General features: G+C 70.5%; 14 protein-coding genes and 1 tRNA gene. 7 read left to right on the forward strand and 8 right to left on the reverse strand.

The genetic code is table 11. The features are described from left to right. Position 1: 1 nt before the first annotated feature. Entirely contained in the window at positions 2 to 1387 is a 1386-nt protein-coding gene (gene selA, locus OF850_RS03970; protein ID WP_301588493.1) for an L-seryl-tRNA(Sec) selenium transferase, read from the forward strand. Then, on the forward strand, positions 1384 to 3270 hold the full coding sequence (locus OF850_RS03975) for a selenocysteine-specific translation elongation factor (protein ID WP_301588496.1): 1887 nt from the start codon (positions 1384 to 1386) through the stop codon (positions 3268 to 3270). Before selA ends, OF850_RS03975 begins: the two co-directional genes overlap by 4 nt. Here the strand turns inward: OF850_RS03975 and OF850_RS03980 are convergent. Further along, on the reverse strand, positions 3209 to 3475 hold the full coding sequence (locus tag OF850_RS03980) for a PRC-barrel domain-containing protein (RefSeq protein ID WP_301588498.1): 267 nt from the start codon (positions 3473 to 3475) through the stop codon (positions 3209 to 3211). The genes OF850_RS03975 and OF850_RS03980 overlap by 62 nt on opposite strands. A gap of 45 nt (positions 3476 to 3520) precedes the next feature. On the opposite strand from OF850_RS03980, the gene OF850_RS03985 reads away from it, so the two are divergent. Further along, a tRNA-Sec gene (locus OF850_RS03985) sits at positions 3521 to 3613 on the forward strand. Between the two features lie 2 nt (positions 3614 to 3615). On the opposite strand, the gene OF850_RS03990 is transcribed toward OF850_RS03985, so the two are convergent. The 7 genes from OF850_RS03990 to selD form a co-directional block, all read right to left on the reverse strand. Then, a complete protein-coding gene (locus OF850_RS03990; protein ID WP_301588500.1) occupies positions 3616 to 4479 on the reverse strand; it encodes a formate/nitrite transporter family protein in 864 nt (287 codons plus the stop codon). A 1-nt stretch (position 4480) separates the two neighbouring features. Continuing rightward, the gene (locus tag OF850_RS03995) at positions 4481 to 4747 is read right to left on the reverse strand and encodes a hypothetical protein (protein WP_301588501.1); all 267 of its coding nucleotides are present in this window, start codon (positions 4745 to 4747) and stop codon (positions 4481 to 4483) included. Beyond that, positions 4744 to 5655: an NrfD/PsrC family molybdoenzyme membrane anchor subunit gene (gene nrfD / locus OF850_RS04000; RefSeq protein WP_301588502.1), complete on the reverse strand. Its 912-nt coding sequence runs from the start codon at positions 5653 to 5655 to the stop codon at positions 4744 to 4746. The genes OF850_RS03995 and nrfD overlap by 4 nt, the downstream gene beginning before the upstream one ends. Before the next feature lie 5 nt (positions 5656 to 5660). Further along, positions 5661 to 6524 (reverse strand): 4Fe-4S dicluster domain-containing protein, encoded by an 864-nt coding sequence (locus OF850_RS04005; protein ID WP_301588503.1) that lies wholly within the window; start codon positions 6522 to 6524, stop codon positions 5661 to 5663. Position 6525: 1 nt separating this feature from the next. Continuing rightward, positions 6526 to 9651 carry a molybdopterin-dependent oxidoreductase gene (locus OF850_RS04010; RefSeq protein ID WP_408906458.1) on the reverse strand — a complete coding sequence of 1042 codons (3126 nt, stop codon included), beginning with the start codon at positions 9649 to 9651 and terminating at the stop codon, positions 6526 to 6528. Between the two features lie 77 nt (positions 9652 to 9728). Then, positions 9729 to 9920: a hypothetical protein gene (locus OF850_RS04020; RefSeq protein ID WP_301588509.1), complete on the reverse strand. Its 192-nt coding sequence runs from the start codon at positions 9918 to 9920 to the stop codon at positions 9729 to 9731. Further along, positions 9877 to 12048, reverse strand: a complete 2172-nt coding sequence (selD, locus tag OF850_RS04025) for a selenide, water dikinase SelD (RefSeq protein WP_301588511.1) — start codon at positions 12046 to 12048, stop codon at positions 9877 to 9879. The genes OF850_RS04020 and selD overlap by 44 nt, the downstream gene beginning before the upstream one ends. 148 nt (positions 12049 to 12196) lie before the next feature. Here selD and OF850_RS04030 point away from each other — a divergent pair, with 148 nt between their 5' ends. From OF850_RS04030 to OF850_RS04045, 4 genes are read left to right on the forward strand one after another with little or no spacing between them, the layout of a single operon-like run. Further along, positions 12197 to 12817: a cytochrome c oxidase assembly protein gene (locus OF850_RS04030; protein WP_301588512.1), complete on the forward strand. Its 621-nt coding sequence runs from the start codon at positions 12197 to 12199 to the stop codon at positions 12815 to 12817. Continuing rightward, positions 12814 to 13776, forward strand: a complete 963-nt coding sequence (locus OF850_RS04035; protein WP_301588513.1) for a cytochrome c oxidase subunit II — start codon at positions 12814 to 12816, stop codon at positions 13774 to 13776. The genes OF850_RS04030 and OF850_RS04035 overlap by 4 nt, the downstream gene beginning before the upstream one ends. Beyond that, positions 13773 to 16274, forward strand: coding sequence for a cbb3-type cytochrome c oxidase subunit I (locus OF850_RS04040; RefSeq protein WP_301588514.1), 2502 nt, complete (start codon positions 13773 to 13775; stop codon positions 16272 to 16274). Before OF850_RS04035 ends, OF850_RS04040 begins: the two co-directional genes overlap by 4 nt. Further along, positions 16271 to 16624 (forward strand): hypothetical protein, encoded by a 354-nt coding sequence (locus OF850_RS04045; protein WP_301588515.1) that lies wholly within the window; start codon positions 16271 to 16273, stop codon positions 16622 to 16624. Before OF850_RS04040 ends, OF850_RS04045 begins: the two co-directional genes overlap by 4 nt. Positions 16625 to 16649 lie beyond the last annotated feature (25 nt).

A 16649-nucleotide genomic window follows, 5' to 3' on the forward strand; every position in this document is an offset into this window, starting at 1 on the left:
CTTGCCACCCCGTTCGGGCGCCATGGATGCCCTTGTCCCTGATCCGCGTCGCGCCCTTCCCGCGCTGCACCGCCTGCTCGCCATGCCGGAGTGCGGGGCGCTGGTGCGCGTGCATGGGCGCGAGCGTGCCGCGGCCGCCATGCGGCAGCAACTGGCGGCGCTGCGAGAGGGGAGCGAAGGCTTCGACGCGGGTGAATTCTTTGCTGCCGTAGAGCAGTGCCTCGGGACACGGGCCGGGCTTGGGCGCGTCCTCAATGCGACGGGGGTGGTGCTGCACACCAATCTCGGCCGCGCCCCGCTGGCGGCCGCTGCAATCGCGGCGATGGCGGAGGTGGCGCGCGGCTATTGCGCGCTCGAGATGGACCTGCAATCCGGCCGGCGCGGCGACCGCTTCAGCGGAGCAGCAGCGCTGCTGTGCGAACTGACCGGATGCGAGGCCGCGCTCGTGGTCAACAACGGCGCCGCTGCGGTGCTCCTTGCGCTCTCCGCCGTCGCGGCGGGGGGCGAGGCGATCGTGTCGCGCGGCGAGCTGGTGGAGATCGGCGGCGGGTTCCGCATCCCCGAGGTGGTGGCACAGGGCGGGGCGCGCCTCGTCGAAGTCGGCACCACCAACCGCACCCGCTTGTCCGACTACGAGAGGGCCATCGGAGCAGAGTCGCGGGTGCTCCTCCGAGTTCACCCTTCCAACTACCGCATTCTCGGCTTCACCGAAGCGCCCGACCCTGCGCGCCTTGCGACGCTGGCGCGTGAGCGTGGCCTCGCTTCGGTCGAGGATCTGGGCAGCGGTGCGCTGCTCGACCTCGCGCGCCTGGGCCTGCCGGGCGAGCGTGGCCTGCGCGAGGCAGTGGCAGACGGGTTCGACCTCGTCGCAGCCAGTGGCGACAAGCTGCTGGGCGGACCGCAGGCCGGCCTGCTGCTGGGCCGGGAAGACGCGATCGCGCGCTGCGCGCGGCACCCCCTGATGCGCGCCTTGCGCCCGGACAAGGCAACGCTGGCCGCATTGGAAGCGACGCTTCGCCTGCACCGCGACCCCGAACTCGCCCTGCGCGAAGTGCCGGCGCTGCGGATGATGGCCGAAGACGCCGAAGCCCTTTCGCGTCGGGCGCAGTCCCTGCGGGCCCTGCTGCCGGAGACTGCGCGTGCCGAGGTCGCGAAAGGCGACTCCCTCGTCGGTGGTGGCGCGCTTCCGCTGGCGCGGCTTCGGACCACCCTCGTCGCGCTTCACCCGGATGGCCTGACAGCGGAGGAATTCGCCGCGAGGCTGCGGCGGTCGCACCCGCCCTTGATCGCGCGGCTGGAACGCGGCCGCGTCTTGCTCGACCCGCGCACCCTTGCGGAAGATGAGATCGCCGAAGCGGCGCGCGCGGTGACGGAGGCCCTGGCATGAGGCGTGCCCTGGTCGGCGTGCTGGGACACGTGGACCACGGCAAGACGGCGTTGGTCCGGGCGCTGACCGGCACCGATACCGACCGCCTGCCGGAGGAGAAGCGTCGCGGCATCTCCATTCTGCCCGGCTATGCGCGGCTGGAGGGCGAAGGGGGCGAACTCGACCTCGTGGACGTGCCGGGGCATGAGCGCTTCGTGCGTGCCATGGCCGCAGGCGCCTCCGCCATGCGCGCGGCGCTGCTGGTGGTGGACGCGCGCGAAGGCCCGCGCGCACAGACGCGCGAGCATGCGGGCATCGCCGCACTGTTTGGCGTGCGCCGCGGCCTGGTCGCCATCACGCGCACCGACCTTGCAGGCACCCATGATGTCGCATCGGCCGTGGAGACGACGCGGGACATGCTGGCACGGTTCGGCCTCGGACCCTGGCCATGTCTGCCATGCTCCGCCCTCTCGGGCGGGGGCTTGGCAGCGCTGCGCGCGGCTCTGCTTGACCTGGCGGAGCCGGCCGCGATGGGCGAGGCAGGGCAGGCCTGGATGCCGCTGGATCGCGCCTTCCATCGTCCTGGCACAGGGCTCGTCGTCACCGGCGCGCTGCGATCAGGCCGCCTCGTGCCTGGCGAGGTGGTGGAGATCTGGCCCGGGCCGCGGCAGGCCACCATCCGCGCGCTGCAAAGCCACGGACGCGCGCTGGACGAAGCGGGGCCGGGCCGGCGCCTCGCCGTGGCGCTGAAGGGCGATGCCGCAGGACCGGGAGACGCACTCGCCTCGCCGGGGCTCCTGGCCGCGTCGCCGTTGCTGGATGCCTGGGTAACCGTGCTGCCCGACGCCCCGCGCGCCCTGCGGCGAGAGGCCTTCCGCCTGCTCTGCGGCACTTCAGAATGCGACGTGCGGCTCCGCCTGCTGGACCGCGCGGAACTGGCCCCGGGCGAGAGTGGCGCGGCGCAGCTTCAACCCGACGGACCCCTCGCCCTTCCCGTACGGGCGCGCTTCCTCCTCCGCTTGCCGCTGCCGCTCGGGACCCTGGCGGGCGGAGTGGTGCTTGACGCGGAAGCGCCACGCCGCCGGGGCCGGGACGCGGCACTTCTGCACTCCCTCGCGGCGCTTCCGACGCAGCAGGCGGCGCAAAAGGTTTTGGAGGCCGTTGGCGCGCGTGGAGTGCCCACGGAGCGGTTGCGCCGCCTTGCCGGCGGCAGGCTGCCGGAGGGCGCGGTGGCACTCACCGGAGGCACGTCCATGGCCGAACCTGCGCTGGCCGAGTTGGAGGCGGCGCTGCGTGGGGCGGTGCAGGCTGCGGTCTCGCGCGACGCACTCGGGCCGGGGCCGGAGGCACGCGCCCTGCTGCGCTCCGCCTTGCCTGCCGGTGCGCCCGGCGAGGCGGTGGCGGCGCGCCTCGTCGCCCGTGGCGTGCTTCGCCTCGCCGCTGGACGCTTCACCCTCCCCACCGGGCCCGCACTGGGCGGGGCGGAGCAGCGCTTGCTGCGCGAGGTGGAAGCGGCGTTCCGCGAAGCGGCGCTGTCGCCGCCCGAACCGGCCTCCGTGGCGGCAGGGGACCGCATGCGGATGGCGGCAATGCGCCACCTCCTGGCGAAGAGCATCCTCCTCCGCGCGCCCGATGCAGTGCAGAAGCGCGAATGGATTTTCCACCGCGATGCGCTGGCCGAGGCGCGGAGCCGTCTCGCCCCTGCCCTGGCTGCCTCGGCGGAGGGGCTGACCGTCTCCGAATGCGACAAGCTGCTCGGCCTCACGCGGCGTCACGGCGTGCCGCTGCTCGAAAGGCTGGACGCCGAGGGGTTCACGCGGCGTGACGGGGATCGGCGGAGACTCAGTTCCGCGGCGGGAGGCGAGGCAGGGCCTCAGCCTCGCCTTGCGTCAGCGGAAGGATGACACGACCCGCGCGGTTGCTCACCTGCTGGAGGGGGACCAGCACGATCCCGTCCTCGACTTCGATCAGCAGGCCCATTGGCATCCCATCGCGGTTCGTCACCATGCGCCGGACCGTACCGATGCGCGTGCCGTCCGATGCAAAGGCATCACGGCCGACAAAGCTCGCCTGATCCGGCGGTTGCTGTGCCCGGACGGGCATCGCCATCAGCGCCGCCCCGAAACCCCCGGCAAGGAGTGACGTTGCCAAGATGGAGGCGATTGGGGCCTGGTGGCCCCCACGGTCTTCAAAACCGCAGGCCCGCCGATGGCGGGTGGTGGGTTCGATTCCCATCCGCTTCCGCCACATCATTCTTCGCCTCTCTCTTTCTTGGGGCGCAGATAGGCGAACCAGTATGCCGTGCCGACCAGCACGCCGCCAACGATGTTGCCGAGCGTCACGGGAACGAGATTGCCGACCAGGCCGCGTAGGCTGGCATCGGGATACTCCGCGGGGGTGAGCCCCGTCGCTTCCCAGAACTCCGATCCTGCGAGGTCGCGCACGCCCCAGCCCAGGGGGATCAGCGACATGTTCGCCACCGAATGCTCGGTGTTCAGCGCGACAAAGGCGGCGATGGGCGGGATGATGACGAGGATCTTGTCCGTCGCGCTGCGCGCGCCCCAGGCCATCCACACGCCGAGGCAGACCAGCGTGTTGGCGAGGATGCCGCTGACGAAGGCCTTGCCGAACGACATCTCGCCCTTCGCCTGCGCGGTCTTGAGCGCGGCGGCACCAAAGGCGCCGTCCCCCGACATGGCAAGACCCGCGCCCAACGCCAGGGCCACGGCCAGAAGCGACCCGATGAAGTTCGTCGCATAGGCCAGCGCCCAGGCGCGCGCCACGTCGCCCAGCCCCGCGCGGTCCTCCGCCCAGGCCAGCACCAGCAGCGTGTTGCCGGTGAAAAGCTCGGCACCGCTGACGACCACCAGGATGAGGCCAAGGGTGAAAGCCAGCCCGGCCAGGAGGCGCGAAGCGCCGTAGGGCATCGCCTCCTCCGCGCCCGCAAGCGCCACCGTCGCGAGTAGCCCGCCGAAGCCGATATAGAGCCCGGCAAGAATGCCGAGCGTCGTCAGCACCTGGAAATCGAGATGCGCCTTCTTCGCCGTCTTCTTGGTGGCGGTTTCGGCGATCTTCTCGGGAGGGCGGACCTCGGTCTCGGAGGATTCGGCCAACTCAGCCCCCTTCCAGGATGGCGCGCGCCTTCTCCAGACGCCCCGGGCGGAACCCCGCCACCGGCAGCGCCCCCGACCAGGTGAGGGCCAGCGCCGAGTTCACCCGGCGCAGATCCTCTTCCACCGGCTCCCCTGCGCGGCGGCGGCGCGCCAGCTCGTCGCGAAGGGCGGAGAGCGCGAGCAAGGCGTCGCGCGCCTTGTCCATGGTGCAGGGGCGCGGCTCGGCCACCAGGCGCTCCAGTTCGGAACGGGCCCGGCCTTCGCTCATCGCCGGACCTCCCTTGCGAAGCCGAGGGAGTCGAGGGGGCGCTTCGCGCTTTCGTCGCCCGCGCGCAGGACCGCCTGTCGCAGCAGCGCGCCGCCGAGCAGGATGGCGGCGGAAGCCAGGGCCGGGCGTCCGAGCGCGCGGAACAGCAGCGGCGCGGCGATGCCCAGCGCTTGCGCGCCTGCCTTGTGCAGCACCGCAGGCGGCCCCTTCTTCAGCGGGGCCGAAACGCCGGCGCGACGCTGCGCTTCGGAAAGCATCATGGACGCTGCGGCCTCCGCCCCCAGCGCGGCGGCCGATAGGCGTTCCAGACGTTGCGCACTCTCGATCTTGCCGGCCTTGCGCTGCAGCAGAGCCACCGCCGCCGCGCCGCCCGCCATCGAAGACGCAGCGAATTGCGCGGCCAGCGGCCCGGGTGCAGCGGCCCACAGCGGATTAGATGTCGTGGAAAGCAGCGTCGCCGTGTAGGTCGCGGCGCCTGCCCCCGCGAGGCTCGCCGGGATCTGCGCGAAATCGGCGATGCGCCCCCAGCCCATGCGCTCCGCGCCCCAGGCGGCAAAGCTAGCGGCGCCGAAGGCCGTGATCACCCAGGAACCCCAGGACATTGGCGATTGCGGGCGCACGATGCGCAGCATGTTGTACCAGCGCTTCGGCGTCTTCAGGTGCCCGATCAGGATGGCCGGCGCAATGACGGACCCGGCCAAGGCGAAGGCGCGCGCGCGCGAGGCGAGCCCGTTCCGGTCCCCGGGGTCCTCGATGCGCGAAACGCCAGCAAGCACCTGCGCCGCGCCAGCCGCGCCCTGGACCGCGATGTAGGCGGCAACCTTCCAGTCAAACTCGGCAGGCTTGAGCGTCGGGCGCCCGTGGTAGGTCTCGCCCTGCCAGGGCTCGGGCAGTGGGACAGGTGCCATCTTGTTCATCGCCGCCCCCCGAGGCCGAAGACCAGCGCGGCCGCAGCCAGCCCCGCCAGCGTGCCCAGCCCCGCGATCAGGGATGGCTGTGCGCGTGGCGCCGGGCGTACAGGCTCCGAGGGAAGGCCGTGCACCTCTGGCCGCTCGGTCAGCAGGAAAAAAGCGTTGAGCTTCTCTATGCCGTGCGTCGCGCCGGGCGTGCCGGGGGCGCCGTAGAGATAGGCGCGGTCCTGGCCCATCTCCTGCAGTTGCTCGACCCGTTCATGGGCGCGGGGAATGAGGTCCTCCAGCGCGCCGAACTGGATGGAGTCGGTCGGGCAGGCCTTCGCGCATGCCGGTTCCATTCCGCCTTTCATGCGATCATGGCAGAGCGTGCACTTATGCGCCTTGCCGTCCGCCTTGGAGATCTCCACCACGCCGAAGGGACAGGCAGGGACGCAATAGGCGCAGCCATTGCAGATGTCCTGCTGGACCACGACCGTGTCGAACTCGGTGCGGAACAATGCGCCGGTCGGGCACGCTTCCAGGCAGGGCGCCGGGTCGCAATGCTTGCACACGTCGCTGAACATGATCCAGTTGGACTGGAAAGGCTTCATCTCGCCCGGCCGGTCGTCCAGCCGCTCCACGAAACCGACATGACGCCAGGTCTCGGCGCCCAGCGCGCCCGTGTTGTCGTAGGAATGGCCGGACAGGCGCATGTCGCCATCGGCGGGCAGGCCGTTCCATTCCTTGCAGGCGACCTCGCAGGCCTTGCAGCCGATGCAGAGCGTGGTGTCAGTGAAGAAGCCGTAGGAACGGCCAGGTTCGATCCGCGCGCCGGCGGTGCGTTCCGCCTCCTGCCGTCCAGGGTTGATCAGGCCGCCATCCATCTCACCTCGCCTCCCTGCGCGGCCTTTGCACGCGATTCAGCCGTCCCGGCCGCAACGCGCAGGCGAGCGACTTGTTCTCGTGCATCCCCGTATTCGCATCGCCGACCACGGAGGTGAGCACATTCGCCACGTCGCCGGTGGCGAAGCCGGCCCAGCCAAAGTGCCAGGGCAGCGCAAGCTGATGACACTCGCTTCCGTCAGGCAGGCGGAAGGGGCGCAGGCGGGACGTCACCATAGCCTTGGTCTCGATCTCGCCGCGCTCCGTCGCGAGAACGACCCAGTCGCCCATCCGTATGCCGAGGGTGCCGGCCAGTTCCACCGGGATCTCGCAGAACATCTCGGGCTGGAGTTCGGCGGTGGTGGTGACGATGCGCGTCGGCGTGCCGCCCGAATGGTGCTCGGTGAGGCGGAAGGTGGTTAGCATGTGCGGATAGCGCGGGTCGCCCGGCGGGGCGAGGCGATTATCCTGCTGGTCCCAGCGCTTCGCCGCGGGGCTGGAGGACATGCTCGGGTGCAGTGGATTGGTCGCCGGCGTTTCGACGGATTCGTAATGCTCCGGCAACGGGCCGTCCTTCAGGCCGGACGGCGCGAAAAGCCCGGCCCGCCCATCGGCGAGCATGATGAAGGGCTCGGAACCCGAATGGGCCGCGACGCCCTTCGGCCGTTCCTCCCAATTGGGCTGGTAGTCAGGCCGCTTGTCCTTCGGGAAGTCGGGCACGTCCGGCCCGCTCCATTCGCCCTTCTCCTCGCTCCACTGGATCAGCTTCTTGCGCTCCGACCAGGGACGCCCGTCGGGGTCGGCGCTGGCGCGGTTGTTCAGGGTTCGGCGATTGGCAGGCCAGGCAAAGCCCCAGCCGAGATGCGTGCCCGGACCCTCCGGCCCATCCGCCTTCCGCGCGCGGGCGAGGTTCTTGCCCGCCTCCGGGAACACGCCGGTATAGATCCAGGTGCCGCAGGCGGTGGAGCCGTCCTCCTTCAGGTCCTGGAAGGTCGAGAGGAGCTGCCCGTCGGCACAGCGATGTCCGTTGATTTCGCGCAGCACCGCCTCGGCATCCGGCTCGTCCTCCTCGTCGCGCGGGTAGTCCCAGCGCAAATTGATGATGGGCTGGTCCTCTGGCCGCGTGCTGCCCGCGTAGAGCTTGCGCAGGCGACGGCCCAACTCATCCACGAACCAGAGTTCGGAAGTCGAATCGCCTGGCGCGTCCACCACCTTGTCATGCCACTGCACGAGGCGGTGCGTGTTGGTGAAGCTTCCCGCCTTCTCGCCAGACAGGGAGCCGGGCATCAGGAAGACCTCGGTGCCGATCTCCTCCGGCCGCATCTCCCCGTCGCGGATGAGGTGGCCGTCGCGCCAGAAGGTGGCGGTGTCCGTTTCGGCGATGTCGCGCACCACCATCCATTCCAGCTTGGCGAGGCCACGCTGCACGAGCTTGGAGTTGGAACCGCCCACCGCCGGGTTCTGCCCCATCACGAACAGGCCGCTCATCACGCCATTGTCCATGGCGAGCGTCATGGGCAGCATGCTGTGATCGCCGACGATGCGCGGCATCCAGTCATAGCCCCAGCCATTCGCCGCAGAGGCCTCGCCGCCATAGAAGGCGCGCAGCAGGGAGACTGCGTATTTCGGGAACTCGCTCCACCACCCGGTCGGCGCCGTCTCGACCTTCAAGTATTCCTCTAGCGTGCCGTGCGGGCGTAGCGCGTGCGGCTGCGGCAGGTAGCCCGGCATGAGGTCGTAGAGCGTCGCGATGTCGGTGGAGCCCTGGATGGAAGTGTGGCCGCGCAGCGCCAGCATTCCCGCGCCCGGCCGGCCCACATTGCCCAGCAGCCCCATCAGGATCGCGCCGGCGCGGATGATCTGCGCGCCGGTCGAATGGTGGTTCCAGCCGACCGCGTAGCAGATCGCACCTGTGCGTTCGCGCCCCGAGTTCCGCGCCATTGCCTCGCAGATCCGGAGGAACAGGTCGCGCGGACAACCGGTGATGCGCTCGACCATCTCGGGCGTGTAGCGGGCGAAATGCCGGCGCATGATCTGGTAGACGCAGTTCGGGTGCTGCAGCGTCTCGTCGCGCGGCGGCGGGCCGTCACGCAGATGCGACACGCGCTCGGCGAAGTCGCCGCCCGTTTCCATCCACGCCTCGGCCAAGGGCGAAGGCACGGTCAGGCCCTTGTACTGCCACGTCTCCGTGCCATAGCGCGTCTCCTCCTCCTTCCAGCCGGAGAAGGTGCCGTCGCCCTCGGGACCGGCGAACCCGTCCTCGATGATGGTGGCGATGTTGGTGTAGGGCACCGCCCATTCGCGGAACCAGAGGTCGTTCTCGAGCAGGTAATGGATGATGCCGCCCAGGAAGGCGATGTCCGTCCCCGCGCGGATCGGCGCGTAGATGTCGCACATGGCCGAAGTGCGGGTGAAGCGCGGGTCCACGTGGATCAGCGTCGCGCCGCGCAGCTTGGCCTGCATGGCGAAGCGGAAGGCGATCGGGTGGTTCTCGGCCATGTTGGAGCCCATCACGAGCACCACGTCGGAGCGCGCGAGGTCCCACTGGGGCATCGTCGCCGCGCCCCGGCCGAAGGTGGTGCCCAGACTGGGCACCGAATTGTTGTGTCAGACTCTGGCCTGGTTTTCGACGAACACCATGCCGAGGCCGGCCGTGAAGAGCTTCTTGATCAGGTAGTTCTCTTCATTGTCGAGGGTCGCCCCGCCCAGCGAGCCGATCGCCATTGTGTGGTTCAGCCGCGTCCCGTCCGGTGCGTCGCCGACGAAGCTTTCGTCACGGGTCTGCTTGGTGAGGTGCGCGATGCGGTCCATCGCCCAATCGAGCGACACCTCTCGCCATTCCGTCGCGTGGGGCGCGCGATGCAGGACGCGGTCGAGGCGCATCGGGCTGGTCATCAGCCCCATCGTCGCGGCGCCCTTGGGGCAGAGCGTGCCTTGGTTGATCGGGCTGGACGGATCGCCTTCCACCGCGATGGGCTGGCGGTCCTTGGCATAGATCAGCTGGGCGCAGCCCACGGCGCAGTAGGGGCAGATGGAGGTGCCGACGGAGTCCGCCTTCTCCGTGCGCGGGCGACCGTGGCGCGCCATGGCCGACTCCGCCGCCTCGCGCCGGTGATCCTGGCCGGCCATCTGCCGGGGCACGGACCACTCACGCAGGAACTCGACGGCACGGTCGGGAATGGTGCGGCGGGGCATGGCGTGGCTCCTCACAAGGGCTCGACGCGGTGGACCTTGCCGGCCACGAGGCTCGGCACCGGCTCCCACTCCACGGAAACGCGACGATGCAGCAGCGGCGGAAGATCCTGCGGCTCGATCTTCGCGGAAGGGGAAAGGGCGAGCGTCAGGCCGCGCCCGTCATCGCGCAGAAGCCGGAAGCGGCCCTCCTGGATCAGCAGCACGGTTCCTGTCGAATAGTTCATCCCGCCGGCAACGGGCAGAAGCGGCGCCCGGTTGCAGCCGGATGCGAGGAACGCTCGCCACGGCATGGCCGATGATGCAAGCATCGACGCCCGCAACGCGCAGCGCGTCCACGCAGCGCTTCGCTCGTTCAGCCGGAAGTCCGGCCAGGAGGCCGCCTGAGGTTTGTGGGTCCAGCATCAGCGCCAAGTGCTCCGGCGCCGCCTCGCCATCCACCTGCGCGAGGGCGGCTTCGTTCGCCCCGTGCAACGTGCTGCGGATGCTGTCGCGCAACGCCTCGAGCGCCCCGGGCAGGGCGAGCGGCGCCGAGGGATCGACCACAGCCCCGCAGCCGGAGGCCGCGAGCATCTCCCCCAGGTGGCCCAGCAGGCCGAAACCGGTGACGTCGGCCGCCGCCGTAGCGCCGTGGTTACGCAAGATACGGGCAGCCGGCATCGGGTCGGATCCCATCTGTGTCCAGCACGCGGCGAGGTCGGCGCCACGCGCCTGCCCCACCATCGCGGCAGCCATCACCGCACCCGTGCCGAGGCGTCGCGTCAGCAGGAGCGCGTCACCCGGCCGCAATGCGCCTCGCCGCAGGGTCGCGCCTTCCGGCGCGTCACCCGTCACGCTGAAGCCGATCATGGGCTGCGCTGCCTCGGCGCTATGGCCACCGAGCAACGCTGCGCCCGCCGGCCCGAGCACCGATCGCGCGCCGTGCAGCAACTGGAACAGATCGCCCTCCTGCACCGCAGGGGCGGCATCGGGAAGCGCCACCAAGGCCAGGGCCGCGCGGGGTTCGGCCCCCATCGCGGCGAGATCCCCCAGCGCATGGGCAGCGGCGATGCGCCCGGCCAGCCAGGGGTCCTCCACGGGCGGGCGGAACAGGTCCACGCTTTGCACGGCCTCGCCGCGCAGGGGCGGCAGGGTGGCTGCGTCCTCGGCGGGGCCGGCTGGCAGACCGCCCAGGCGCGACAGCGCGCCGCGCAGAACGGCTGGCGCCAGCTTGGCACCGCACCCCTCGCAACGCATCGCAATCGGCGCGGCGGTGGGAGGCATCGGCGCGGGCGGCAAGCGGCGAAACGAGTCGATCCAGGCGCGATCGATGCGGTCCTTCCAGCGCAGCGCCCACTGCCCGCGCACTGCGAAGCCGCCCCAGGTCGCGATTGCCTCGTCTCCCGCCTGCAGCAACGCAAGGCTGCGGCGCTGCGGCCGGAACGGCTTCGTCGGACGGTTCTCCACCACCGCACGGATATTCTCGGCGAGCGGGACTCCTTGCCGGACGGAGAAGACGCCGTTGCGCGGTCGTTTCGCTCCTTCGACCGATGCGACATCCCCTGCGAGGAAGATCCGTGCCTCCCCAAGCGCGCGCAGGTCGGGTGCCGCCCGGAACCAGCCCTTTGCGTCCCGTTGCAGGCCGGAGGAAGCGAGCCATTCGGGCGGCGCGGCGCCCGCGGCCCAAAGGCACAGGCCGAAGGCCAGCGATGCGCCGTCCTCCAGCATCAGCCGCCCGGGCTCGACGCGCGAGGCCCTCCCGTCCAGGTGGCGAATGCCCGCGCGGCGCAGCGTCGCCTCGATGAGGCGCGTCCCCAGCGGCCGGCCCGGCGAGACCAGGGTAACGGAAGCGCCCTCGCCCAGCCGCGCCCTTGCCGCCATTGCGGCCTCCACCCCAGCCGCGCCGCCACCTGCCACGACGACTTCGAGACCTGGACGCAGCGCGGCTTCCCACCCCTCCAGCAACCGCCCGAGCGGCTTCAGCGGAAGCGCATTCTCCTCCGCGCCCGGCACGGTTGCCGGCGGGGCGCCGGGGCACAGCGACAGCACATCCCACCGCAGGGGCGGACGCCCACACAGAGCCACCTCGCGCGCCACCCGATCCAGCCCAGTCGCCTCCGCGAGGATTAACCGCGCACCGGCGCTACGTGCGAGCCGCGCGAGGTCCAGCATCGCCTCGTCGCGCCGCCAGCGCCCGGCCATCACGGCAGGCACCGCGCCCGAGTAGGGTTGCTCCGCTTCCGGCACGATCAGGGAAAGGCGGGCGAAGGAGGGCAACGGCCGCATGGCGAAGCGCCGCAGCGCCACAAGATGCGCCGCGCCAGCACCCACCAAAACGACATCGTATCGGATCATGGTTCTGCGCAGCCCTCCCGCGGCTCCCGCGTTGCCACAACGCCAAGGTGCAGCGAAAGGCCGAAGCGTGCCCTCTCTTCCGATCCCGTATTGCGGCGAACCGCCCGTTCCGGGTGCTGTGCCTTGGAACGCCGATGCGCCCGTCGCTATGGCGGTCCTTGCTCTCCTTGCGTTGGGGTGGCGCCGCTCGCCGAACCGCGTGGCGCTCTTGGCAGGCTCGGGGCTCGTCGCACTTGCGCTGCTGTCGCCGCTCTGTTCCCTTGCCGTCGCCCTGTTCTCGGCGCGGGTGGCGCAACACATGGCGCTGGTGCTGATCGCGGCGCCTCTGCTGGCGGTCGGGCTGCGAGCCCGCGCGCCATCCGCTCCGGTCTCGGCCTCCGTCTTCGCGGCGATGCTGTGGCTGTGGCACCTGCCCGCGCCCTATGGCTGGACCTTCACCTCCGACCTCGCGTGGTGGGCCTCACATTTGTCGCTGCTGGTGGCGGCGGTGTGGCTCTGGCAGGCGCTGCTGCACGCACGGCCCGAGTCGGCCCTTGCTGCCGGCATCGTCACCGCCGCGCAGATGGGCGTGCTGGGCGCCTTCCTGACCTTTGCGCCGCGTCCGCTCTATTTGCCGCACGCTTTCACGACTTGGCCCTGGGGGCTCTCCGCGCTGGAGGACCAGCAATTGGGCGGGCTGCTGATGTGGGTGCCGGGCGGCGTGCTCTTCGCCGGGCTCGCGCTCGCCGCCGTGGCACGGGCGCTGCGCGAGGCGCGGCCAGCCGGATGAAGCGCCTTCTGCCGCTTCTCCTGCTCGCCGGCTGTTCGGGCCCGCAAACCCCGCTCGACGCCTGGGGGCCGCAGGCGGACCGCATCGCCAGGCTGTCCACCCTGCTTTTCACGGGCGGCGGGGTGATCCTGACGGTCGTCGTCGTGGCTATCACTCTTGCCCTCTGGGCACCTGCCTCGTGGCGAAAGCGCATGGGCAACATCCGCTTCGTCATCGGCATGGGCATCGTCTTTCCCGCGGTGACGCTCACGGCCCTGCTCGCCCACTCCCTCGGCGTGTCGCGCGCCCTCGTCACCTTCGGGGGCGAGGAACCGATGCGGATCGAGATCGTCGGCCGGCAATACTGGTGGGAGATGCGCTATCTCGACAGCGGCGCCGTCACCGCCAACGAGCTGCGCCTGCCACGCGGCCGGGAGGTCGAGCTGACCCTGACCTCGGCCGACGTCATCCATTCGGTCTGGATTCCCAACCTGCACGGCAAGCTGGACATGATCCCCGGCAAGGCCAACGTCCTGCGCCTGCGCGCGGACCGCGTCGGCGAGCTGCGCGGTCAGTGCACCGAGTTCTGCGGCGAGCAGCACACGCTGATGGCCTTCCCGGTCGTGGTGCACGAGCCGTCGGAGTTCGAGGAATGGCTCGCGCGGCAGGCGGCCCCCGTCCCCGCCCCCACGACGCCGGAGCAGCAAGCGGGGATGCGCGTCTTCGGCGCAGCCGGATGCGGCGCCTGCCACGCGGTGCGCGGCACGGAATGGCAGGCGCGGATCGCCCCCGACCTTTCGCGCGTCGGCTCGCGCCTCACCCTCGCCGCCGGGGCGCTGCCCAACAACCTCGGCAACCTCGCGGGATGGATCGCCGCGCCGCAGGACATCAAGCCGGGGAACCACATGCCCGCCTTCGCGCGCTCGCTCTCGGGCGAGGAGATCCTCGCCCTCTCCACCTGGCTGGACTCGCTGCGGTGACGACTCCGAACCCCCTGCCCCGGCCGTCGGAGGAGTTCGAGCGCCTCAAGGCGGCGTGGACGCGCCCACGCGGCTGGCGCGTTTTCACCGACATCAACAACAACATCATCGGCCCGCTCTTCGTGGCGACGGCGCTGCTTTTCCTCACCCTTGCCGGCCTGCTCGGCGTCATCATCCGGCTGCAGCTGGCCTGGCCGGGCCTCGAGATCGTCAGCGCCGCCGCCTACAACCAGATCTTCACCATGCACGGCACGGTGATGATGTTCCTTTTCGCCGTGCCGGCGGTGGAAGCGGTGGGCATCACCCTGCTTCCCTCCATGCTCGGCTCGCGGGAGATGCCGACACCTCGCCTCGGCGCCTATGCCTATTGGATCTACCTGCTCGGCGGGCTGTCTTTCTTTTCCTCGCTCTTCTTCGGCGTGGCGCCCGACGGCGGCTGGTTCATGTACCCACCGCTGACGAGCAAGGAGAACTCGCCAGGCATCAACACCGACATGTACCTGCTGGGGATCGGCTTCATCGAGATCAGCGCCATCGCGGGCGCGATCGAGCTGATCGTCGGCATCCTGCGCTGCCGCGCGCCCGGCATGACGCTGGGCCGGATGCCGGTCTTCGCCTGGGCGATGCTGGTCTTCGCCGGCATGGTCATCATCGCCTTCCCGGCCGTCATCATCGCCTCCACCCTGCTGGAGCTGGAGCGCGCCTTCGACTGGCCCTTCTTCCTGCCGGAGCGGGGCGGTGACCCGCTGCTGTGGCAGCACCTGTTCTGGTTCTTCGGCCATCCCGAAGTCTACGTCATCTTCCTGCCCGCCGCGGGCATGGTGTCCATGATCGTGCCGGCCATGGCGCGCACGCCGCTTCTGGCCCATTCCCTCGTCGTGCTCGCGCTGGTGGCGACCGCCTTCCTGTCCTTCGGCCTTTGGGTCCACCACATGTACACGGTGGGCATCCCGGCGATGAGCCTCGCCTTCTTTGCGGCTGCCGGCTTCGCCGTCTCCATCCCCTCGGGGCTCCAGGTCTTCGCCTGGATCGGCACCCTCGCTTCGGGCGAGAAGGTGCGGCTGAACGCAGCCGGTCTGTTCGTGCTGGGCTTCCTGTTCATCTTCACGCTGGGCGGGCTGACAGGCGTGATGGTCTCCGTCACGCCCTTCGACTGGCAGGCGCACGACACCTACTTCATCGTGGCGCACCTGCATTACGTGCTGATCGGCGGCATGGTCTTCCCGCTTCTCGCCGCGCTCTACCACTGGGCGCCCTCCATCGGGACGGCCCTCTCGGAGCGCCTGGGCAAGTGGGCCTTCTGGCTGCTCTTTCTCGGCACCAATCTCACCTTTTTCCCCATGCACATCTCGGGCTTCATGGGGATGCCGCGGCGCATCTACACCTACCCGGCAGGCCTTGGGCTGGAGATCTGGAACCTGCTCTCCACCCTTGGTGCGCTCACCGTGCTGGCGGGGGGGATCGTCCTGCTCTACGACATTGCCCGGAACTTCCGGCTTTCCCAGGGAAGCAGCGAGAACCCCTGGGATTCCGGGACGCTCGAGTGGATGGACACGGGAAATCACGGCCCGCGGAGCCTTCCTCGCGTCGCCTCGCGCTATCCGCTCTGGCAGCAGCCAGGGATGAAGGAACAGGCCGAGGCCGGCGGGCATTACCTGCCGATGACCCTTACGGGCCAGCGTGAAACACTGGTCGGCACCGCCTCCGCCGCCGTCCCGCAATATGTCGCGGTGCTCCCGGGGCCGGGCTATGCCCATATCGTCGCGGCGGTGGGCACGGCGGGGACGTTCCTCTCCCTCGCGCTGGAGGCGCTGGTGCCGGCGGCCGGGTTCGCAGCCATCGGGCTCGCCGGTTTCCTGCGCTGGCTCTGGACCAGCACGGACCTCGGGCCGCTCGAGCCGCGCGAGGCGGATATTGGCGAGGGGATCGTCATCCCGACCTACGCAACAGGCCCCGTCAGCGTGTCATGGTGGGCTGTCTCCACCCTCCTGGTCGTCGCGGGCTCGGCATGGGCCTGCCTTGCAGGGAGCTACCTGTTCCTCTGGCTGGTGAATGGCGATGCGCGCTGGGCCGCGCGGATCCCGGAACTTGGCTGGGGACTGGCCGCGTTCGCGGCCTATGTGGCGGCTGCCGGGTCCGTCATCTGGGCCGGGCGCGGCCTCTCGCAGCACGGCCGCCTCCCTTCCCTGTTCGTGCTGGTGGCCGTTGCGCTGCTGGCCGCCGCCGTAGCGGGCGAGGCGCTGGCCCTGTGGGAAGCCGGGCTGCGGCCGCGCGAGCACGTCCACTCCTCCTCGTCCTTCGCCTTGGTTGCCTTCCAGGGTGTGCATGTCGCCGTCTCCGCACTGATGATGGGCTACACCGTCGCACGCGCCTGGGCGGGCATGCTGAATGGCGAGCGGCGCCTCGTCTTCGACAATTCGCGGCTGTTCTTTCTCTACACCTGCGCCCAGGGGGCGGCGGGGCTCGTGCTGCTGCACGGCTTCCCGAGGCTGCTGTGATCGGCGGCATCGCCCGGGCGCTGCGCCCCACGGCCCCGCTTTTCCTGTGGGGGGCGCATTTCGGCCTGATCTACGCCATTCACTCCTTTGCCTGCGAGCGAGGCTTCGTCGAAGCCCGCATGCTCGGGATGCCCTTCGTCCAGGCCCTGGTGGCGGGGGTGACTGTGCTGGCGCTGCTGGGCCTCGCCCTGCTGGCCTGGGCGCCCCTAGCCCGGATGGGCCTGCCCGAAGTGGATGGCGGGGAGGAGGAACCGCGCTTCCGCCTCTGGCTGCTCTTCGCCGCCTGCTGCGCCGCGGCCCTGACCATCCTGTTCCAGGCCGCCCCGGCCTTCGTCCTGCCGGCCTGCTGACGCGCCCCCTGGAAATCCGGCGCCC

The sequence above is a fragment of the Sabulicella glaciei genome (assembly GCF_026183895.1).
GTDB lineage: Bacteria > Pseudomonadota > Alphaproteobacteria > Acetobacterales > Acetobacteraceae > Roseococcus > Roseococcus glaciei.